The organism is Chitinolyticbacter albus, from assembly GCF_024437655.1.
In the GTDB taxonomy this organism is placed as follows: Bacteria; Pseudomonadota; Gammaproteobacteria; order Burkholderiales; family Chitinibacteraceae; genus Chitinolyticbacter; species Chitinolyticbacter albus.
Genome location: NZ_JANBVF010000047.1, coordinates 23,269 through 42,859, shown reverse-complemented (window position 1 = coordinate 42,859; position 19,591 = coordinate 23,269). Strand labels below are relative to the sequence as shown.

The following is a 19,591-nucleotide window of genomic DNA, read 5'->3' as shown; positions in this document are numbered from 1 at the left end:
CCATGCCAGAACCCCCAGACCGAAAGGCTGGGGGTTTTGCTTTGGTGGCGCACAAGGCCAAGGCACGGTGGACCCGCCACCTGCTCCTCAGGTGCGGCCTCAGCGATTCAGGTAGGTCCGGGCCAGCCCCAGGGTTTCGGCTGCGGTGAGGCCAACGCCGGCCGGGTGTTGATCGCGCCAATGGTCGGCCACGGCGCCATGGGCCCAGGTGGCCAGGCGTGCGGCATCCAGCGGCACCAGTCCTTGTGCGCAGATTGCGCTGATGAGGCCGGTCAGCACATCGCCTTGACCGGCGCTGGCCAGTGCGCCGTTGCCACTGCCATTGACCGAAGTCAGTTGCTCGGGAGACGTGCAAAGTGTACCGGACCCCTTGAGCACCACCGTGCAACGGTAGTGATCGCGTAAGCGCGCCACGGCGGCGAAGCGATTGTCCTGTATGGCGGCGGTATCGCAGCCCAGCAAGCGCGCCGCCTCGGCCGGATGCGGCGTGATGATCGTGGGATATTGCCGCTGTTGGAGCTGTTGGCCGAGGGAAGGGGTCTCAGCGACGAGATTGAGCGCGTCGGCGTCCAGCACGACAACCTTGGTCGCAGCCAAGGTCAAAGCGAGCATCTGCAAAGCTTCGGCGCTGCGACCAAGGCCCGGGCCAATCGCGATTGCGTCGCTGGGGGCCTCCAGCGTGTGGCGCGCAGAATTGAGCATAAGCTCGGGCTGCTGCGGATCGAGATGGAGCGCATCGTCGAGCAAACCGACGTGTACTTTGCCGGCGCCGGCGTGCAGCGCGGCCCGACCGGCCAACAAGGCCGCCCCGGCCATTCCTCTGGCACCACCGATCACGACCACGCTGCCAAAGCTGCCCTTGTGCGAAGCATGGATTCTGGGGGCGAGCCTCGGCGCGTTGCCACCCTCGATCAAGAGATAGTCGGGGCTGTCGGGCAGTGTCACTCCGAGTTCGAGGAAACTCACCTTTCCGGCTAGGTCACGCCCCATCCCGGTGTACAGGCCGGGCTTGTTGCCCAGCAGCGTCAATGTATGGGCGGCCCGGACGGCCACCCCTGGCGCGTGGCCGGTATCGGCATCCAGTCCACTGGGCACGTCGATCGCAACAATGAGAGCCTGGCTGCGGTTGATCGCAGCTATCCAGTTGTCCGCAGGACTGCGTGGCGCATGCTGAAGACCGATACCGAACAAGCCATCCAGCAGCAGCCCGCCATTTCCAGTGGGCGGCGTCTCGACCACGTCCAGGCCCTGCTCCAGCTCGGGGTGGCGGCAGGAACCCAGGCGATGCACCCGTACCGGCCAGCCTGCCGAGCGTAGCTGCGAGGCGGCAATCAAGGCATCCCCGCCATTATTGCCGGGGCCGGCCACCACCGTGAGGGGTTGGAGCGGGAAGTGATCCTGGATCCACGCGGCAATGGCCGCCCCTGCGCGCTGCATCAGTGGCGGCTGTGCCGTTGCATGCAGGGCTTCGAGCGTACGTAGCGTGCGACTGGAAAAAAGGGCGCAGGCCATCAGTGTTCTCGTTCCAGGCGTTGGCGTTCCAATTGCGCCAGGTAGCGCTGGATCGCATTCGCCTGCGTGGTATTGAGCCCCCGCATGCGAAAGCCGTAGTGCAGCGCAGGCGGACCCTGTTTGTGCGCGACTTCGGTAATGGACTGCAGCTTGAGCTCGGCCTCGATCAGCATGCCGTTGGGCAAGGTGAAACGGCAGGATTCGTAGGCTTGGCCGACCTGAAGGTCGAGGGGTCGCTCTGTCAGCAATCCCAGCCCCTCTTGGCTTAGATCGGCGATGACCAGCAAGACGCCGAGTGCGGTCAACTCGCAATAGATGGGATGTGCCAGCGGCAATTCCAGTCGATAGTTGCGTCGACGTTGCAGGCATAGCATTTGGTCGGGTAAAGCAATCAACAAGGTCGGGCGACCCTGATGGCTTCCCTCTTGTACCGTAGCGCCATCAAACTGATGCTTGACGCCACGCAGCTGAGTCACGACGGTAATCCCTTGTTTGAGCAGTCGCTGATTGAATGCTTCCTGTGGGGCGGGGTCCAGATGCAGGTGCTGCTCGGTCAGGCCAAGCAGGGTGCTGATGGCAAACGGCTCGCGCAATCCACGCGGATAAAGGCAGAGCAATTCGCGGTGCGTCAGCAGATAGTGCAGCAAATGGGCGAGCTGAACAGGGTCGCTGACCAGATAGGGATCCGGATCATTGAGATAAACGGGTATCAGACTGGGGCGTAGCATGGCGGGGCCCGATCGGGCCGAACCGTTCACAGCATGGCAGACGGTTCGGTGAGCAACTGTATGACTTGATCCAGCCGCGCGCGTTCTTCGCGTTTTACGTTCTGCCGCTCTGCGTTATGCGGTCGCACATGCAGCTTGACCACGCTGTCGTCGAACCAGAAGGCCAGCGTGGGATGGTCCGCGAAGCGCGGCGAGTTGCGCGGATCCAGGTGTTCGTAGTTGACACGTTCGTTGAGCAGAAAGAGTTCCACGCTCTTGGGGTCGTCGAGAAACAACAGCAGGTTGATGTCCGAATGCTCGCTGGCCACGCCATTCAGGACCGATCCGGTCAGATAGGGCTGGAATGGCGACAACCAGCGCATCACCTGGATCGCCTTGCGGCGTAGCGAGAGCAAGGCATCGTCGTGCCCCGGCTGGTAGATGGCGCGGTAGTCGGCGAGCGCCTCTTCGATTTCCTGATTGGAAGGGAGATTGCGCGCTTCGGTCACGCCCAGCTGGCGTGCGGCCTTTTTCTTGGCGAGGCCGAAATCATTGATGTGATCCTCGGCGATCAGGCGTGCGGCACGATGCGCGATTTCCAGCCTGAGGCTGGCTGCGCTGCGCTCGATCGGGTGCAACTTGCCCATGGTCCTCTCCTCGCGTGCGCGTTGATTCAGACTCTAACGCATCGCCGCCGATTCCGCATGCTCGCCATCTCCCGTCAGAACAGCTGATCCTTGATTTCTTCCAGCGGTTGCGCTGCCGCGCCGCCGCCACCCAAGCCCAGTTCAGGATTGGTTTCCGGAAACTCGGCGTAGAAATATTCGTTGTGGCTGCCGGTTTCGGATTCGGTCGAGCGTACGATCAATCCGTCGGGGACGACCGGTGCTTTCTCGGGCCGGCCGCTCAGCGCCACGCTCATGAAGTCGATCCAGATCGGCAAGGCGGCGGCGCCGCCGGTTTCACTGCCACCCAGCGAGCGGGGTTGATCGAAGCCCATCCAGGCGACGGCAACCATGTCGGGGCTGTAGCCGGCGAACCAGGCATCAATGGCATCGTTGGTTGTTCCCGTCTTGCCAGCCAGATCCTGGCGTCCCAACACTCTGGCCTTGGCTGCGGTTCCTCTGCGCACCACGTCCTGCATCATCGATGTCATGACAAAAGCGTTGCGCGCATCCAACGTGCGCTTGGCACCCTTACCGGCGACTTCCGGCTCCATGCGCGCCAGCAACTGGCCGCGATCGCTTTCGATGCGGTCGATGAAGTAGGGCAGCACGCGAAAACCCGTATTGGCGAATACGGCATACCCTTCGGCGATCTGCAGCGGCGTGACGCTGCCAGCGCCCAACGCCATGGTGAGGTAGGCCGGGTGCTTGCTGGCCGGGAAGCCAAAGCGGGTGATGTGCTGCTGAGCATACTTGGGGCCGATTGCTTGCAACAGCCGAATCGACACCAGGTTCTTCGAGCGAGTCAACGCGTCGCGCACTGACATCATTCCGGCGTAGCGCCCGTCGTAGTTCTTGGGTTCCCAGCGCTGGCCGCCGATTTCCTGGGGGTCGATCACCAGCGGGGCGTCATTGACCAGCGTGGCCGGGGTGACGCCGCGCTCGATCGCAGCCGAATAGACAAAGGGCTTGAAGCTGGAACCGGGCTGGCGCCAAGCCTGAGTGACGTGATTGAAATGATTGCGATTGAAATCGAAGCCACCGACCAAGGCCCGGATGGCACCATTGCCCGGATCCATGGCCACGAAAGCGCCTTCCACTTGTGGCACCTGCGCAATCTGCCAATTCTTCCCGGCCAGTCGGACCCGGATGATGGCGCCTGGGCGAATCCGGGTGGTCGGCGTGGCCTTGTTTGATAGGGCGAAACGGGCGACACGCAGACCATCGTCTTCGATCTCGATGCGCTCACCGTTCTTGAGCGTTGCGGAAACGTTGCGATTGCTGGCAGCGTTGACCACCGCCAGTCGGAGCTCGCCGGCGTCTTCCAGGCCTTCCAGCGCATCGGCGAGCAAATCTTCTTTTCCGCTTTGTAAGAGCGAGGGGTCGAGAAAGCCCTCCGGACCGCGGTATCCATGACGGCCATCGTAAATCAACAGGCCTTTGCGCAGTGCTGCATACGCGGCTGTCTGCTGCTGGCTGTCGAGTGTCGTGTAAACCTTGAAACCTTGGGTGTACGCGGCATCCTTGTAGCGCTCGACCATCGCTTGGCGAACCATCTCCGCCAGATACTCGGCGTGGACGGTGTACTGGATGCCTGCGCTTTGTCGAACTTGCAGCGGCTCTTTCAGCGCGGTTTGGTACTGGGCATCATTGATAAACCGCAACTCGTGCATACGCCGCAGTACGTAGTGTTGGCGCTGAGTGGCGCGCTTGGGGTTGGCAACCGGATTGTACTTGGATGGCGCTTTGGGAAGGCCGGCCAACATTGCGGTTTCGGCAACGGAAAGCTGAGCGAGCGGTTTGCCGAAATAGGTTTGGGCCGCTGCCGCAAAGCCATAAGCGCGTTGACCCAGGTAGATTTGGTTTATATAGAGTTCAAGGATCTGGTCCTTGGATAAATTGTGCTCAATCTTGAACGAAAGCAAGGCTTCGTTGAATTTTCGCGTAAAGGTTTTTTCGTTGGTCAGATAGAAATTGCGAGCCACCTGCATGGTGATGGTGCTGGCGCCCGATTGGGATTGACCGGAGAGTACATTGCCCAGCATGGCGCGCAGCACGCCCAGGTAGTCGATGCCGCCGTGCGTATAGAAGCGCTCGTCTTCGGCTGCCAGCAACGCCTGTTTCATGGTCGCGGGGACTTGCGCGATGGGCACAAAAGCACGACGTTCCTCGCCAAATTCCCCGATCAAGACTTGGTCGGCGGTGTAGACGCGGAGCGGAATTTTGGGGCGGTAATCGGTTAGCGCATTCAGCGGCGGGAGTCGAGGATAGGTGAGCAGGACGGCAAAAAATAGCAGACCGACGGCAAATATGGCCAAGCCTGCGACGATGCCAGCGCTGATCAGTACGATTTTTCGGGTCATGTGTGTCGAATGAAAGAATTTGTTGGGACGTAATTTACGCGATTCAGACGTTGTTGCAAAAACCGGATGCTTTGCGTAGCTTGCTTTACAGGGGTTGTGTGGCGCTGCTAGGATTTTTAGCGTACCGCCGCAAAAAACTATTCTAGTTTCCTATCCAATAAGGAAATTTCTTTTGAATCTCGACTTTCTCAAGCCTAAGGCGGCGCCACTGATCGGCGTGGACATCAGCTCGTCGGCCGTGAAGATGGTCGAACTGAGCTTGGCTGGCCGTAACTACAGCCTTGATCGTTATACCATTGAACCCTTGCCCAAGGATGCGGTGTCGGACGGCAACATCACCAACGCGGATGCCGTCGCGGATGCACTGCGTCGTGCCTGGCGCCAGCTCGGTTCGCGCGTCAAGAACGTCTCGATCGCCTTGCCGGCGGCAGCGGTCATCACCAAGAAAATCCTCGTGCCGGTCGGTTTGTCCGAGCGCGATCTGGAAATGCAAGTCGAGACCGAAGCCAACCAGTACATTCCGTTCTCGCTCGACGAAGTCAATCTCGACTTCCAGGTACTGGGCCCTTCGCCGTCGGTGCAGGATGAAGAGGATGTACTGATCGCTGCGGCCAAGAAGGAAAAGGTCGACGAGCGTGTGGCCGTGGTCGAAGGGGCTGGACTCAAGGCTTCGGTCGTCGATGTCGAGCTCTACGCGACGCAAGCGGCGTTCGAGCTGATGCGCCCGCAGTTGCCCGGCCGGGGCGAGAACCAGATCGTCGCTGTCGTCGATATCGGCGCCACCGCGATGCATATGAATATCTTCAAGGATGGCCAGTCCATCTACAGCCGTGATCAGGCCTATGCGGGTAACCAGCTCACGCAGGAAATTCAGCGCAAATTCAATATGTCGTTCGAAGAGGCCGAACAGGCGAAGAAGACTGGTGGTTTGCCCGAGAATTACGAACCCGAGGTGCTGCAGCCCTTCATCGATACGCTGGCGCTGGAAATCTCGCGCTCGCTGCAGTTCTTCTATACGTCGAGCAATTTCAACTCGGTTGATCACATCTTGCTCGCCGGTGGCTGCAGCGCCATCCACGGCCTGGATGAGGCCGTATCAAGCCGAACCCAGGTTGCGAGTGCGATGCGCGCCAACCCCTTCTATGGCATGGCCACCGGCAAGCTCCGGGGCAAACAAATACAACTCGATGCGCCCAGCTTGTTGATCGCGTGCGGGCTCGCGATGCGGAGGTTCGACCCGTCATGATCAGGATTAACCTCTTACCCCACCGTGAGCAAAAACGGCAGGCCAGACAGCACCGCTACCTGGCGTTGTTAGGGATTGTTTTCTTGTCTGCGGCCGGCGTTGTTGCGGCTGGCAGCTTCGTTCTCTCGACGCGTGTCGACACGCAGAATGAGCGCAACCAGTTTCTCACAGACGAAAATGCCAAGTTGGACCGAGAAATCGCAGAGATCGAGCGTCTCAAGGCGGAAAAGGACGCGTTGCTGGCTCGCAAGCAGGTGGTCGAGCGCCTGCAATCGAATCGATCGGAGTCGGTGAAGATCGTCGATCAACTGGTGCGTCAGACCCCTGAGGGCGTGTACCTCAAGGATATCGTGCAAACCGATGACAAGTTGGCGTTGACCGGCTATGCGCAATCGAACGCGCGCGTGTCGACGTTGATGCGCAATCTAAATGATTCCGAGGTATTTGAGCAGCCGTTGCTGATTGAAGTCAAGGCGGCGCAAGTAGGGAACCAGAGGCTCGCCGAGTTCAATCTCAACATCAAAATTACGCGTGCCGCCGCCGCGGACTCCGCTGCAGATAAAAATAAGGAAGGGGAGGCGAAATGACGCTAGACGAGTTGCGGAGTCTCGATCCCAAGGACATCGGTAACTGGCCTGCAGCAGCGCAACTTGGCCTGCTTGCGCTCGTGTTTGCCGCAATCATTGCCGCTGGCCATTTCTATGTATGGGCTGACTTTCTGACTGAGCTGGATGAGGGTAAAGCGAAAGAAGAGCAGCTGAAAGAAGAGTTCAAGCAGAAGAAAGCGAAGGCGGTCAATCTGGAAGCCTACCGGCAGCAACTGATCGAGATTCAGCAGTCGTTCGGCGCCTTGCTCAAGCAATTGCCTGATAAGTCTGAAATGGAGACATTGCTGACTGAAATCAACCAGGCTGGTGTAGGTCGAGGCTTGCAGTTTGAACTGTTCAAGCCAGGAAACGAGATCAAGACCGCTGAATTTTCTGAATTACCCATCAGTATCCGGGTTATCGGTTCGTATCATGATCTGGCAGCATTCGTCAGTGACGTGGCCAAGCTGTCTCGGATAGTGACGTTGGCTGATATAAAGTTGAGCAATGCCAAGGGAGGCTCGCTGATGCTTGAAGCAACGGTCAAGACCTACCGTGCGCTGGATGAGGCCGAGCAACAAGCGATTCGCCAAGCTGAAGCGGAAGCGAAGAAGAAGCGGCGGAACTAATGGGAACCGATATGCAAAAGAAAGCGCCTCGCCGAGTAAAGGTCTGCTTACCCCTTGCTATTCTGGCCGTGTCGCTTACCGGCTGTTTCGGCGAAGAGCACGGCGATCTGAAAGAGTGGATGCGGGAAAACAGCGAAGGTTTGAGGGGCAAGATTGAGGCGGCCCCGGAAGTCAAGACGGTCGAGCCTTTTGTTTATGATGCATTCGCTATCCCTGATCCATTCGATACCGCGAAGATGGTATTGGCGAAAAAAGGCAGCGGAAGTAGCATCGCGCCAAATCCAGACCGACCTAAGGAAGTGCTCGAGAATTACGATCTGGAGAAGCTCCGGATGGTCGGGGTGCTACAGCAGGGCAAGGTAATTCAGGCGCTGATCAATGCGCCAGATAGAAGCCTTTATCGCGTCAAGGTTGGCAATTACATGGGGCAGAATTTCGGCATGGTGGTTTCGATCAGTGAGACCGAAGTAAAGCTCAAGGAAATCGTCGAGGACAGTGGCGGAGATTGGGTTGAGCGCGAGACTAGCCTTACCCTAGATGAAGCGGAGCAGAAAAAATGAACAAGTTATCCTTGCTGCAACGGCTGGCTGGGGGAATGATGATCGCGGCGTTGGTCGTCGTGGCTCAGGCTGCCAATATCACCAACGTTGAGGTCAACTCGGTCTCAAACGACAAGCAGATTGTCAAGGTTGTGTTCGACGGCCCAGTGCCTCAACCCACCAGCTTTTCCGTCAATGCGCCACCGCGTTTAGCATTTGATTTCGCGGGAACGGCAAATAAAGCGGGGAAAAGCGCAGTTCAAGTCAATGGCACTGCGTTGCGACTGGTCAACATCGCCGAAGGCTCCGGGCGTACCCGGGTGGTATTGAATCTCAACAAACAGGCCGCTTACGATGCACAGGTGGACGGTAATTCCTACCTGATTACCATCGACGGATCGGCCAAGGCGGTCGTTGCCAAATCGGAAACCACCCACTTTGCTCCTGCTGTGGCAGCCTCGACCGAAGGGGATGGGTTGCGAGAAGTCGATTTCCGCCGTGGTGTAAGCGGCGAGGGCAAGGTGATGATCGATCTCACCAGTCCCAACCTGGGAATCGATATTCGTCAGCAAGGCACCAAGCTGGTAATCGATTTCTTGAAGGCTGGCCTGCCTGAGAATCTGCAACGTCGTATGGACGTTGCGGATTTCGGCACCCCAGTGCAAAAAATCGAAACCTATCGCCAGGGTGGCAACGTTCGCATGGTGATTGAGCCGACCGGTATCTGGGAGTACTCGGCCTATCAGACTGAAAATCGTTTCATCGTCGAGGTTCGTAAAACCAGCGAAAACGACAAGTCTATTGCTTCATTGCGTCCGGCCTACAAGGGTGAAAAGCTGTCGTTGAATTTCCAGAATGTGGAGATTCGTACCGTGCTGCAAGTGATTGCGGAATTTACGGGGCTCAACATCATTACCAGCGACACTGTGTCAGGTAGCTTGACCTTGCGATTGAAGGACGTGCCTTGGGATCAGGCACTGGATATCATTCTTCAGGCCAAGGGTTTGGATCAGCGCCGTGCCGGCAATGTGCTGTGGGTTGCACCACGGGACGAGTTGGCGGCCAAGGAAAAGCAGGAGCTCGAAGCCAAAAAACAAATTTCCGATCTAGAACCGACCCGTACCGAGACTTTCCAGCTGAAATACCAGAAGGCTGATGACTTCAAGAAAATCCTCACCGATGACAAGCAAAAAATCCTGTCGGCACGCGGTAGCGCAGTGATCGATCCGCGGACCAATTTGCTGATCATTCAGGATATTCCGTCCAAGCTGGACCAGATTCGAAGTATTCTCGAAAAGACTGATATTCCGGTGCGTCAAGTGATGATCGAGGCGCGTATCGTCGAAGCCGAAGATGGATTTAGCAAGAATCTTGGCGTGAAGTTCCACGGGATTGGATGGAAAGGCGATCTGCAGGTAGGTGGCGGCATTAAAAACGATGGCACTTATCCCGCAAACGGCGTCGATATGACGGGGCCTGGACCGATGATTGCGGGGAATATCCCTCAAGTAAATTTGCCTGCTGCAGGACTAGGTGGCTTCGCGGCAGGATCGATAGGGATGCTGCTGGCTGGGAATGATGGCTTGCTAGCTCTTGAGTTGTCTGCCTTGGAGCAGGATGGTAGAGGCAAGATCGTTTCCAGCCCAAGACTAGTAACGGCGGATCAGACCGAGGCGGTGATCGAGGATGGCCAGGAAATTCCGTATTCGGAATCGGCTCAGAACGGCGCTACATCGGTGTCGTTCAAGAAGGCGACTTTGTCGCTCAGGGTCACGCCGCAGATCACTCCCGACGGCAATGTGATCATGGATGTGAAGGTGAACAAGGATAGCCGTGGTGAGAACACTATCAGTGGTCCTGCCATCAACACCAAGCAGGTCACAACCAAGGTGCTGGTTGAAAACGGCGGTACCGTGATTATCGGTGGCATCTTCATCCAAGACGTGAGCAGTACTGTGACCCAGGTGCCGTTGTTGGGCGATCTCCCGGTCGTGGGGAACTTGTTCAAGAACCGGACGAATGTCGACAACAAGCGTGAACTGTTGATCTTCATTACGCCGAAGGTCATCGATAAGGATGTATCGCTGCGCTAAAACCTACGCGCACAAAACAGGCCGATCTTAAGATCGGCCTGTTTTGCTTTGGGCTAGGCATTGGCTGCTGTTGGGGGGCCTAATGCGAGGATTGTCTTCGGGCACCGCTAGTTTTACCGCGTGCCGTATTCTGCGCCTGCAGCATCCGATCGATCCGTTCTGACGTCGTCTGCATCAGGGCTTGCGCCATTTCGCCATCGGGGAACGTGTCGGGCATGCGGTAGCCCAGCCAGGCGTAGGCGGCGTAGAGCTTGCAGCTGTCCTCCAGGTATTGCAGCGCGTTACGGCCGCCCATGCCCTCGATGCGCAGCAGCGGTACTCGGCGGCGGTCTGCGCGCAGGCTGGCCCAGTCCTGCAGCGCGCGCTCCAGCATGGGGATCTTGGTTGAGACGGGGCACAGGCTGAGGGTGAAGCGGTCGGGCAGCGAGAGATTGAGCCCGTCCAGCCAGCGGGCCTTGTCGATCTGGTCGCTGAGGTTGGCCGGTACGAAGAAGGCGTCGTGCACGTTGATGTGCTGGGTAAACAGTTCCAGCAGCTTGGCGAGGCGCTTCTCGCCGGTCGCTGTGGCGATCCGGTTCAAGTAATCGAGATTGGGCGCGACGAAAAAGCCGGATGTGGGCAGTGGTTCTGGCGGCGCGCGTAGCAGCGCTGCAATGGTCTTATGGGTGGCGGCATCAAGCCCGGCGACGAAACCTGCCTCATGCGCGCCGTAACGCCCGGCCCGCCCGGCGATCTGCTTGGCCAGGCTGGCTGTGATCGTGTCCTCGGCGCTACCATCCCACTTGCGCGCGGTGGTGAAGATCACCCGCCGCGCCGGAGTGTTCAGCCCCATGCCGATGGCGTCGGTACCGACCACGATCCGTGTTTGTCCGTTGATGAAACGCTCGGCCTGCGCTTGCCGCACTTCAGGCGCGAGATTGCCGTAGATGGCCGACACAGCAAAACCCTGTTCGATCGCTTGATCGCGCCAGTTCAGAACTTCGCGGCGGGAGAACGCGATCAGCACGTCTCCGGGCTTGAGGTTCTTCAGCGAGCCAAGCGGCTGCGATTCCATGGTCAATGGCGACTTGCGCGCCAGTTCGCGCACTTCCAGCGTGCCGCCGATGCGCTTCACCAGTGATTCGATGGCTTCGCGTGCTTCCAGTGCGCCGAGCAGGTAAACCGTTTCGGCGGGTACGCCACACACCGCAGCGGTCCAGGCAGCGCCGCGATCCGGATCGTCGAGCAACTGGATCTCGTCGATCACCGCCACTTCGATGCGGCGGTTGGGGTTGAGCATTTCCACGGTGCTGGCCACGTGGGTGGCATCGGGATGCAGCTTGCGCTGTTCGCCGGTCACCAGGCTCACGGCGACGCCGGCATCGAGCAGTCGCTGGTAGTTCTCCAGCGCCAACAGCCGCAAAGGCGCGAGATAAACGCCGCTCGTGGCTTTGGCCAGATGCTGCATGGCGGCATGGGTCTTGCCCGAATTGGTCGGCCCGAGCACCGCGACGAAATGCCGATCCATGCCCTGCGCCATCTCGAACGACTCCGGGTAGAGCGATAGATCGATGGCGGCGCTGGCGTCTCCCGCCTGCTTTTGCTGCTGCTGCGCCTGCCGCGCCGCGCGGATGCGGTCCCAGGCGATCTTGCAGCGCAAACGCGCCAGCTCGTATTTGGCCTGGAATGCGGAGAGCGCCATGGCCGGATCGGCGCCGCCTTCCTCGGCCAGTCGCAACACCTGCTCGGCCGTGGCCACGAGCTGGGCTTCGAGCTTGGCGCGCACCTCGGCGTTCCAGCGCTCCTGCAGCAGGGCCAGCCGTCCGGCGTCATCGAGCTTGCGCCACTTGCTGGCCTTGCCGAGGAAGCCTTGATCCGGCACCAGGTGGTAGGCAATCGCCCTGCCGGCCACATGGAATTCACCATGTACCGAAACCGCGTAGTTGCCCTCGATGGTGACCAGCGTGGCCGCATGCAGGGTGAGATAGTCGGAAAGTTCGGTGGTGGCGTCGGTCATGAAACGGCTTCTGGTGGGTGTTCAGGGCGCAATATACGCGGGTTGGCCGGCTTTACGCGGCCTCGCGTAGCTGCTCCCAAGTCAGGCCGAAGCGGGCCAGGTACTTGCGCAGTCGGTCGGCATCGTTGACCTTGGCCTTTTCCTGGCGCGATACGGCAAACAGGCGACGACCGGAATCGGATAGCGAGCCCGCAGCGCGGCAGACCGCGATCACGTTTTCCAGCTGCATACGGTCGAACAGGTCCAGCGCCTCGGCGGCATCGCCCAGCAAGGCGGTAAGCGCATGGTCAGCAGGGCTGGACCACGACCGGCGCAGCCGACCGACTTCCTCTTCGACCTGCTCCAGATCGATGCGCCCGGTATCGGCCAGCGTGGCCATCCGGGTGACCGAGGCCGATAGCTCGCGGAAGTTGCCGCGCCATTGCGCATCGGCTGAAGTCGCGAACTTCAGGTAGGCGCGCCGGGCTTCCAGATTGAAACGCACCTGGCTGCCGTGCTCGCGGGCATAGCGCGCCAGCTCGAATTCGAGATTGGGTTCCAGATCCTCGCTGCGATCGGCAAGGCCGGGCAGGGCGTAGGTCCACAGGTTGATCCGGGCGTACAAGTCCTCGCGAAAACGGCCTTCGGCTACCCATTGCTGCAGGTCACGCACGGTGCCGGCGATCAGCTGGAAATCGCTCTCTACTTCGCGATCGCTGCCAACCGGAAAGAAGCGCTTTTCCTCGATGGCCTTCAGCAGCATCGCCTGCTCATCGAGCCCCAGTTCGCCAATCTCATCGAGAAACAGCAAGCCACCATCGGCGCTGCGCAGCAGCCCGGCGCGCTCGGCCTGGGCGCCCGTGAACGCGCCCTTCACGTGGCCGAACAGCGCGGACATCGCGCTATCGCCACGCAGCGTAGCGCAATTCACCTCGACGAAATGCCCGGCGAGCTGATGCCGGGCTTTTTTCATCTCGTACACCCGGCGCGCCAGGAAGGACTTGCCGGCGCCGGTGGGGCCACAGAACAGCATGGGCGCCTTGGAGCGCACGGCCACGCGCTCGATCTGCTCGATCATGCGGTTGAAACTGGCGTTGCGCGTGGCGATGCCGGATTTGAGGAAGGAAACCGTTTCATCGCGTTCCCGGGCAAAGCGGCTGGCGATGCGGTCGTAGCGCGAGAGATCGAGATCGATGATGGCGACGCTGCCGCTGACATCGCCGGGCTCCTTCTTGCGTGGCGGCGAAGTCTGCGCCAGCCGCGCCGGCAGGTAGCGTGCCTCGGCCAGCAGGAACCAGCAGATCTGCGCCACATGGGTGCCGGTGGTGATATGGATCAGGTAATCCTCGGCCTCGGTATCGAAGGTGTAGCCGCGCGCGTAATCGAGCAGCGCGGCGTACACCTCCTCGAAATCCCACGGATCGCGCAGGGCGATCTCCACGCTGACCACCTCGGTTTCCGGCGACACCTGCGCGATATCGCGGCGCAAGCGTTCGAACAGCCCGCGGCTGCGGGCGTCATGCAGCAGTTCCAGCCGATGCACGACCAGGTCTTCCTGCTGGCATAGCCCGACCGTGGGCCGCCACTTCTCCCAGCGCTGATTGCCTTTGCCCACGTAGTCGAGCACGGTGCCTACAAATCCGGTAACGACAGTGCGTTTCATCGATGCGATACAAAAATATAAATGACGATCACATCATATATGAATTTCAAAAATCACCGTCACCATGATTTGCATGTGAAAAACATTAATTCCTTTTAAAACAGTTGCTTGATTTGAATTTTCCTTGATTGGCATCATCTGGCACAGCTTTCGCTAAGCATTACCCCAGCTGTAGCGACGGCATGTGCCCTGGGGTAAGCGGTTCCAACGCCGCTCCGGCACACACGGTCCCTGTTGAACGTGTGTGTACCGCCAGCCGAAACGCAGCCAATGGCGATGCCTGGTGGCTCGCCGGGTTCGATTCCCGGGTTCGCCCCATTCGATAGCTCAGTGGTGGAGCAACGGTTCAACACCGTCTGTCGCGGGTTCGACTCCCGCTCGAAAACACCCTTCACGGGGATTGCAAACAGGTGTACCCGGCGCGGTGGCGACACCGCCGTCGAGATTCGGCCCGGCTGGCTCATCGCCGCCTGGCAACCAAGCGCGACCGATGACATCGAGTGCAGGAGCTGGTGGGAAAGGCTCCGCGTGGCGATGCAGCTGCAGCGCTTGGCTCCCAGGCTGGTCATGGCCCGGCCCGGTCGAATCGACGCCCGCCGGCATTGAGAGAGAGAAGAGAGATGATGCAAAGATTTTTGGTTCGCAAAAACGAGCGCGCGCTGTTGCTGCGCGATGGCGACTTCGTCGCCGTGCTGCACCCTGGTCATTACCTCAAGGCCAGTGTGAAGCGTGACTACACCATCGTGACCTACCCGCTGACCGAAGCGCTGTTCGAGCATCCGCTGGCCGAATACCTGCGCCAGCACGAGCCGGCGACGGTCGCGCAGCACTTCGTGCTGTTCGATCTCGGCGACAATGAGGCCGGTCTGCGCTTCGAGAACGATGCACTGGTCGAGATCGTGCCACCGGGCTCGCGCCGCATGTACTGGCAGGATGCCGTGCCGCAACGCTTCGAGCGGATCGACCTCGCCGCCGGTTGGACTGTGCCGGAGCAATTGCTGGCACGGATTGCCCAGCCGGCTTTGCGTGGCAAGGCCATTGCCGGGCTCAACGCGGTGCTGAACGTGCAGGTGCCGGCGGGCCAGGTAGGCGTGTTGCGGATCGACGGCCAGCGCGTGGCGCTGCTGCAACCGGGCCGCTATGCCTACTGGCGCTTCAACCGCGATATCGCGGTCGACCTGATCGACACCCGGCTGCAGGCAATCGAGATCACCGGGCAGGAAATCCTCACCCGCGACAAGGTGAGCCTGCGCGTGAACCTCGCTGCCAACTGGCTGTTCGACGACGTGGAGTTGGCGCTCTCCCGGCTGCCCAAGCCGATGGAGCACGTCTACCGCGAGCTGCAGTTCGGCCTGCGTGCCGCCGTTGGCACCCGCACGCTGGATGAGTTACTGGAGAACAAGCAGGTGATCGACGATGTGGTGAGCCAGCACGCGGCGAGCCGGCTCGATGGCTTCGGTGTGCGGGTGGTGAGCCTGGGGGTGAAGGACATCGTGCTGCCGGGCGAGATGAAGGCACTGCTGGCCCAGGTGGTCGAAGCGGAAAAGGCGGCGCAGGCCAACGTGATCCGCCGCCGCGAGGAAACGGGCGCCACCCGCTCCTTGCTCAACACCGCCAAGGTGATGGAAGACAACCCGACCGCGCTACGGCTCAAGGAGCTGGAAACGCTGGAGCGGCTGGCCGAGCGCATCGACAAGATCTCGGTGGTCGGCGGGCTCGATCAGTTGCTGAACGGGCTGGTGAAACTGAAGGTTTAGATCCGCCCGGTGGGTGATCCCGCCGGGCGGTCAGGAGAGGCATGATGCAAAGCGGTAAGCAGAAACGGGCCGCGATCATGGCGCGGCGCCAGGCACGGCGGGAAGCGGCGACGCGAGCGGTCCCCGTGACGGTGCGGCCCAAGGGCGCCCGGCAAGTGAACCTGGCGCTATTGGCGCCACATAACAGCTACGGCGCACCCGCATTCGTCGAACGTGGGTACTACATGGATCTGGCCTTTACGTGCCGCGATTGCGGTGCGAGCCAGGTCTGGACTGCAGAACAACAGCAATGGTGGTACGAAACCGCCAAGGGCTATGTGTATTCAACCGCCATCCGTTGCCTCGGATGCCGCCAGGCGCGGCGCCGGGCACTGGCGGGAACAATCAAGGAAAACAAGCAATGAACAAGTACGACACCCTCGCCGTGACCCACGGCGCGTCGATCAAGATGTGGACGCATGGCGTGCCGGTGGAGCAGGAGGCGCGCGAGCAGCTGATGAACACGGCCAAGATGCCCTTCATCTACAAGCACCTTGCCGTGATGCCGGATGTGCACCTGGGTAAGGGCTCGACCATCGGTAGCGTGATTCCCACCGTCGGCGCCATCATCCCGGCTGCTGTCGGCGTGGATATCGGCTGCGGAATGATGGCCGCGCGCACCACGCTCACCGCCGCCGACCTGCCGGACAACCTGGCCGGGCTGCGTAGCGCTATTGAAGCCGCCGTGCCGCATGGCCGAACGCCCGGCCGCCGCGACAAAGGCACTTGGGATACGCCGCCGGCCACCGTGGATGCAATGTGGGGCGAGCTGGCCGATGGCTTCAAGGCCATTACCGACAAGTATCCCAAGCTGAAGAACACCAACAACCACAAGCATCTTGGAACACTGGGAACCGGCAACCACTTCATCGAGGTTTGCCTCGACGAGGAAAACCGCGTCTGGTTCATGCTGCATTCCGGTTCGCGTGGTGTAGGAAATGCCATCGGTAATTTGTTCATCGAACTGGCCCAGGCCGATATGCGCCAACACATCGCCGACCTGCCGCACCGCGATCTCGCTTATTTCGTCGAGGGTGCGCAGCACTTCGACGATTACGTCGAGGCAGTGGGCTGGGCGCAGGACTACGCGCGCCGCAACCGCGCGGTGATGATGCAGAACGTGATCGCCGCCGCTCGCAGGGTGATCGCCAAGCCGTTCTCGGCCGATGTGGAAGCGGTGAACTGCCACCACAACTATGTGCAGAAGGAAATGCATTTCGGCCGTGAAGTGCTGGTAACGCGCAAGGGCGCGGTGTCGGCGCAGAAAGGCCAGTTGGGGATCATTCCGGGTTCGATGGGTGCCAAGAGCTTCATCGTGCGCGGCCTTGGGAACGAGGAGGCGTTCTGTTCATGCAGCCACGGTGCCGGTCGCACCATGAGCCGCAACGAGGCCAAGCGCCGCTACACCGTGGACGACCAGATCCGTGCCACCGCCGGGGTGGAATGCCGCAAGGACAGCGAGGTGATCGACGAGATCCCCATGGCCTACAAGGACATCGACGCCGTGATGGCTGCGCAGTCCGAGCTGGTGGAAATCGTGCATACGCTGCATCAAGTGGTGTGTGTAAAGGGGTAGAGATGAGTACTAACTTTAAGACGTGGCTGAATAACCTACTGGCCGGCTCTGCAAAATCAGGCGTTTTACCTGTAGCTGTATCGAGCAACCAAATTGCGGCAGCTAAACAGTTAGCTGAGCTGATTCAGCACCCAGATCGGGCTACACATTTGTCCAGGTCTGGAAATGGACATGTACGTGAGGGGGCGCTAAGGCATCTTGCTGCGCAGCGTGGTGCCCTCGTACTAGCCGTGGCGATTGAGCGACTGAATGACTGGGTTCCGCAAGTGCGTAGCGTAGCCAAGGCGATCTACATAGCGCATTTGCATGAGCAGCGTGCGGAAGACTTTCTCGCCAATATCGAGCTTGTCTATCAGCTTCAATTCAAGGGGCGACAGGATCAAGGTGATGTGCTGGCGCAGACTTACGAGTTGCTGCGTAGATTGGAGCATCGTCCCCGGTTGTTGGCTGAGTTCCATCGCTCCCGGCGACAAGTAGCCTTTTGGTTGTTCGATGCCTTTCTGGCCGAGTTCTCGCTAACACAGGCTATCGACGCTGGGCTGATGCATGCCAATTTGGCTGTCCGTGCGAAGGCATTGAGGGCCGCAACAGCATTGCCAGCTGCAGAGCGTTTACCATTGGCTCGCCAGGCCCTGGGAAGTCGTTCTGCTTCGATCCGGGCCATAGGGCTTACGATGGTTGTCGAGAGTTCTGGCGATACTCAAGAGAGCTTGGACTATTGCATATCCAAATTGCTCGACTCAGGTGTCCGCATGAGGGAGCTGGCGCGATGGCATGCCAAGCGGCTTGGTTTCGATACGGCAGCGTTTTACCAATCGGTGCTAAAGCGACCGGTCCTAAGTGATTCGGAAGTTACGGCCTTGTGCTGGGACGCAGTGGAGAGTATTGCGGATGATTTGCCGCCTTTAGCGATGGCGTATGCGGCGCATCCTGAGCCCAAGGTTCGTTTTGCTGCGCTTCGTTTCCTGCTTTTGAAGGTGCCTGAGCGGCGCAATGAGATGTTTGAAAAAATCTGGCTCGACCCCTCCCGTAAGCTGAGGCGTTTTGCATTGCAGCTATTGGATAAGGCGTACGCGCCAGATGGAGTTTGGTTGCATGACAATGCAGCTGCGGCGTTCATGCGAGGAGACCAGATAGTCGCGACGCGGCTTGCCTACAAGCTCGGTGCGTGGGGGCGATTTGCTTTGGCTTTGCAATTGCTAGGGCATGCTCAAACCCATGCTGAAGCGCGACAGCTATTAGAACGCTATGACGAGCCTTATGGCTGCATGGCGTACGGACAGCCGTACGCGGTGGATCGGGATCGTCTCGTAGTTTTGCTATCTGACCCATCAACGATCAGTGCGATAGAAGAATTTGCGCATGTAGTAGCAGGCTTGCGGCGCATCGGAATTTGGCCGGACAAAATTAGCTGAAATGGATATATAAGTATGCCAATTCTCTTTGCTCATCCCATTGCGGATACCTTGCGTGCCAAGGTCATGGATGAGCTGACAGCAATCGAAGATCGGCACGATGTGCGCGTGCTGTTTGCCTGTGAGTCGGGCAGTCGTGGCTGGGGCTTTGCCTCACCGGATAGTGATTACGACGTGCGTTTCGTCTACGTGCATCGGCCCGACTGGTATCTCAGGGTGGGGCCGCAGCGCGACGTGATCGAGCTGCCGATCGACGACGAGCTCGATATCTCCGGCTGGGAGCTGCGCAAGGCGCTGCAATTGCTGGCGCGCTCCAATCCCACGCTGTTCGAGTGGCTGGATTCGCCGGTGATCTACCGTGCCGATGCCAATTGGGTGGCGCAGGTGCATGCGCTGGCACCAGCCTTCTTCTCGCCGCGCAAGACGCGTTGGCACTACCTGGCGATGGCACGCAAGAACTTCCGCGGCTATCTGCACGGCGATACGGTGCGGCTGAAGAAATACCTGTACGTCTTGCGGCCGCTGCTGGCGGCGCAATGGGTGGACGAGGAGCGTGGCATGCCGCCGATGCGCTTTGCCGAACTGGCCGAGGCGCTGATTCCGGATGCCGCGCTGCGCGACGAGCTCAACAGCCTTTTGGCACTGAAGATGGCCGCAGACGAGGCTGAATATGGCCCGCGTTTCCCGCTGATCCACGACTGGATCAGCACGCGGTTGGCGCGCGAGGGTGCGATGCCGGATTTTCGCCAGCCAGAAGGCGACATGGCCGCGCTCGATGCCTTGTTGCTGCGTACTGTGATGCAACATTGAATACAGCTGGCGAAG

16 protein-coding genes and 1 tRNA gene are annotated in these 19,591 nt (G+C 59.8%); 11 read left to right on the top strand and 6 right to left on the bottom strand.

Translation table 11 applies throughout. The annotated features are described in order from the left end of the window. Positions 1-99: 99 nt before the first annotated feature. The 4 genes from NLI84_RS17740 to NLI84_RS17725 all read right to left on the bottom strand — a co-directional run bounded on the left by NLI84_RS17740 (position 100) and on the right by NLI84_RS17725 (position 5,247). Positions 100-1,512 carry an NAD(P)H-hydrate dehydratase gene (locus NLI84_RS17740; protein WP_255992125.1) on the bottom strand — a complete coding sequence of 471 codons (1,413 nt, stop codon included), beginning with the start codon at positions 1,510-1,512 and terminating at the stop codon, positions 100-102. Continuing rightward, the gene (locus NLI84_RS17735; protein ID WP_255992124.1) at positions 1,512-2,240 is read right to left on the bottom strand and encodes a flagellar brake protein; all 729 of its coding nucleotides are present in this window, start codon (positions 2,238-2,240) and stop codon (positions 1,512-1,514) included. The genes NLI84_RS17740 and NLI84_RS17735 overlap by 1 nt, the downstream gene beginning before the upstream one ends. Before the next feature lie 26 nt (positions 2,241-2,266). Continuing rightward, on the bottom strand, positions 2,267-2,866 hold the full coding sequence (locus NLI84_RS17730; RefSeq protein ID WP_255992123.1) for a nucleotidyltransferase family protein: 600 nt from the start codon (positions 2,864-2,866) through the stop codon (positions 2,267-2,269). A 74-nt stretch (positions 2,867-2,940) separates the two neighbouring features. Next, positions 2,941-5,247, bottom strand: a complete 2,307-nt coding sequence (locus NLI84_RS17725; RefSeq protein ID WP_255992122.1) for a penicillin-binding protein 1A — start codon at positions 5,245-5,247, stop codon at positions 2,941-2,943. Between the two features lie 172 nt (positions 5,248-5,419). Here NLI84_RS17725 and NLI84_RS17720 point away from each other — a divergent pair, with 172 nt between their 5' ends. Genes NLI84_RS17720 through NLI84_RS17700 form a run of 5 tightly spaced genes read left to right on the top strand, consistent with a single transcriptional unit; the run spans position 5,420 to position 10,341 of the window. Beyond that, entirely contained in the window at positions 5,420-6,493 is a 1,074-nt protein-coding gene (locus NLI84_RS17720) for a pilus assembly protein PilM (protein WP_255992121.1), read from the top strand. Continuing rightward, the gene (locus tag NLI84_RS17715; RefSeq protein ID WP_255992120.1) at positions 6,490-7,080 is read left to right on the top strand and encodes a PilN domain-containing protein; all 591 of its coding nucleotides are present in this window, start codon (positions 6,490-6,492) and stop codon (positions 7,078-7,080) included. Before NLI84_RS17720 ends, NLI84_RS17715 begins: the two co-directional genes overlap by 4 nt. Next, positions 7,077-7,709, top strand: a complete 633-nt coding sequence (locus tag NLI84_RS17710; protein WP_255992119.1) for a type IV pilus inner membrane component PilO — start codon at positions 7,077-7,079, stop codon at positions 7,707-7,709. The genes NLI84_RS17715 and NLI84_RS17710 overlap by 4 nt, the downstream gene beginning before the upstream one ends. Positions 7,710-7,720: 11 nt before the next feature. Next, positions 7,721-8,269 carry a pilus assembly protein PilP gene (locus NLI84_RS17705; protein ID WP_255992117.1) on the top strand — a complete coding sequence of 183 codons (549 nt, stop codon included), beginning with the start codon at positions 7,721-7,723 and terminating at the stop codon, positions 8,267-8,269. After that, a complete protein-coding gene (locus NLI84_RS17700; RefSeq protein WP_255992116.1) occupies positions 8,266-10,341 on the top strand; it encodes a type IV pilus secretin PilQ in 2,076 nt (691 codons plus the stop codon). Before NLI84_RS17705 ends, NLI84_RS17700 begins: the two co-directional genes overlap by 4 nt. 79 nt (positions 10,342-10,420) lie before the next feature. Here the strand turns inward: NLI84_RS17700 and NLI84_RS17695 are convergent, their stop codons facing one another. Together NLI84_RS17695 and rtcR are read right to left on the bottom strand one after the other, a co-directional pair. After that, on the bottom strand, positions 10,421-12,337 hold the full coding sequence (locus NLI84_RS17695; protein WP_255992115.1) for a helicase-related protein: 1,917 nt from the start codon (positions 12,335-12,337) through the stop codon (positions 10,421-10,423). A gap of 52 nt (positions 12,338-12,389) precedes the next feature. Then, on the bottom strand, positions 12,390-13,979 hold the full coding sequence (gene rtcR, locus NLI84_RS17690) for an RNA repair transcriptional activator RtcR (RefSeq protein WP_255992114.1): 1,590 nt from the start codon (positions 13,977-13,979) through the stop codon (positions 12,390-12,392). Positions 13,980-14,295: 316 nt separating this feature from the next. Here rtcR and NLI84_RS17685 point away from each other — a divergent pair. From NLI84_RS17685 to NLI84_RS17660, 6 genes are all read left to right on the top strand, one after another. Next, a tRNA-Leu gene (locus NLI84_RS17685) sits at positions 14,296-14,364 on the top strand. 235 nt (positions 14,365-14,599) lie between these two features. Next, complete coding sequence (locus NLI84_RS17680) at positions 14,600-15,736, top strand: slipin family protein (RefSeq protein ID WP_255992112.1); 1,137 nt, start codon at positions 14,600-14,602, stop codon at positions 15,734-15,736. Positions 15,737-15,777: 41 nt separating this feature from the next. After that, the gene (locus NLI84_RS17675; protein WP_255992111.1) at positions 15,778-16,140 is read left to right on the top strand and encodes a zinc-ribbon domain-containing protein; all 363 of its coding nucleotides are present in this window, start codon (positions 15,778-15,780) and stop codon (positions 16,138-16,140) included. Further along, complete coding sequence (locus tag NLI84_RS17670) at positions 16,137-17,351, top strand: RtcB family protein (RefSeq protein WP_255992110.1); 1,215 nt, start codon at positions 16,137-16,139, stop codon at positions 17,349-17,351. Before NLI84_RS17675 ends, NLI84_RS17670 begins: the two co-directional genes overlap by 4 nt. A gap of 2 nt (positions 17,352-17,353) precedes the next feature. Then, complete coding sequence (locus NLI84_RS17665) at positions 17,354-18,766, top strand: hypothetical protein (protein WP_255992109.1); 1,413 nt, start codon at positions 17,354-17,356, stop codon at positions 18,764-18,766. 15 nt (positions 18,767-18,781) lie between these two features. Beyond that, positions 18,782-19,576 carry a nucleotidyltransferase domain-containing protein gene (locus NLI84_RS17660; RefSeq protein ID WP_255992108.1) on the top strand — a complete coding sequence of 265 codons (795 nt, stop codon included), beginning with the start codon at positions 18,782-18,784 and terminating at the stop codon, positions 19,574-19,576. The last annotated feature ends 15 nt before the right edge of the window (positions 19,577-19,591 follow it).

Excerpts from the sequence above, each read along its gene's own strand:
- NLI84_RS17725 (WP_255992122.1), bottom strand. The coding sequence starts at position 5,247 with ATGACCCGAAAAATCGTACTGATCAGCGCTGGCATCGTCGCAGGCTTG.
- NLI84_RS17680 (WP_255992112.1), top strand. The coding sequence starts at position 14,600 with ATGATGCAAAGATTTTTGGTTCGCAAAAACGAGCGCGCGCTGTTGCTG.
- NLI84_RS17695 (WP_255992115.1), bottom strand. The coding sequence starts at position 12,337 with ATGACCGACGCCACCACCGAACTTTCCGACTATCTCACCCTGCATGCG.
- rtcR (WP_255992114.1), bottom strand. The coding sequence starts at position 13,979 with ATGAAACGCACTGTCGTTACCGGATTTGTAGGCACCGTGCTCGACTAC.
- NLI84_RS17730 (WP_255992123.1), bottom strand. The coding sequence starts at position 2,866 with ATGGGCAAGTTGCACCCGATCGAGCGCAGCGCAGCCAGCCTCAGGCTG.
- NLI84_RS17665 (WP_255992109.1), top strand. The coding sequence starts at position 17,354 with ATGAGTACTAACTTTAAGACGTGGCTGAATAACCTACTGGCCGGCTCT.
- NLI84_RS17710 (WP_255992119.1), top strand. The coding sequence starts at position 7,077 with ATGACGCTAGACGAGTTGCGGAGTCTCGATCCCAAGGACATCGGTAAC.
- NLI84_RS17675 (WP_255992111.1), top strand. The coding sequence starts at position 15,778 with ATGATGCAAAGCGGTAAGCAGAAACGGGCCGCGATCATGGCGCGGCGC.
- NLI84_RS17735 (WP_255992124.1), bottom strand. The coding sequence starts at position 2,240 with ATGCTACGCCCCAGTCTGATACCCGTTTATCTCAATGATCCGGATCCC.
- NLI84_RS17660 (WP_255992108.1), top strand. The coding sequence starts at position 18,782 with ATGCCAATTCTCTTTGCTCATCCCATTGCGGATACCTTGCGTGCCAAG.
- NLI84_RS17740 (WP_255992125.1), bottom strand. The coding sequence starts at position 1,512 with ATGGCCTGCGCCCTTTTTTCCAGTCGCACGCTACGTACGCTCGAAGCC.
- NLI84_RS17705 (WP_255992117.1), top strand. The coding sequence starts at position 7,721 with ATGCAAAAGAAAGCGCCTCGCCGAGTAAAGGTCTGCTTACCCCTTGCT.
- NLI84_RS17715 (WP_255992120.1), top strand. The coding sequence starts at position 6,490 with ATGATCAGGATTAACCTCTTACCCCACCGTGAGCAAAAACGGCAGGCC.
- NLI84_RS17670 (WP_255992110.1), top strand. The coding sequence starts at position 16,137 with ATGAACAAGTACGACACCCTCGCCGTGACCCACGGCGCGTCGATCAAG.
- NLI84_RS17700 (WP_255992116.1), top strand. The coding sequence starts at position 8,266 with ATGAACAAGTTATCCTTGCTGCAACGGCTGGCTGGGGGAATGATGATC.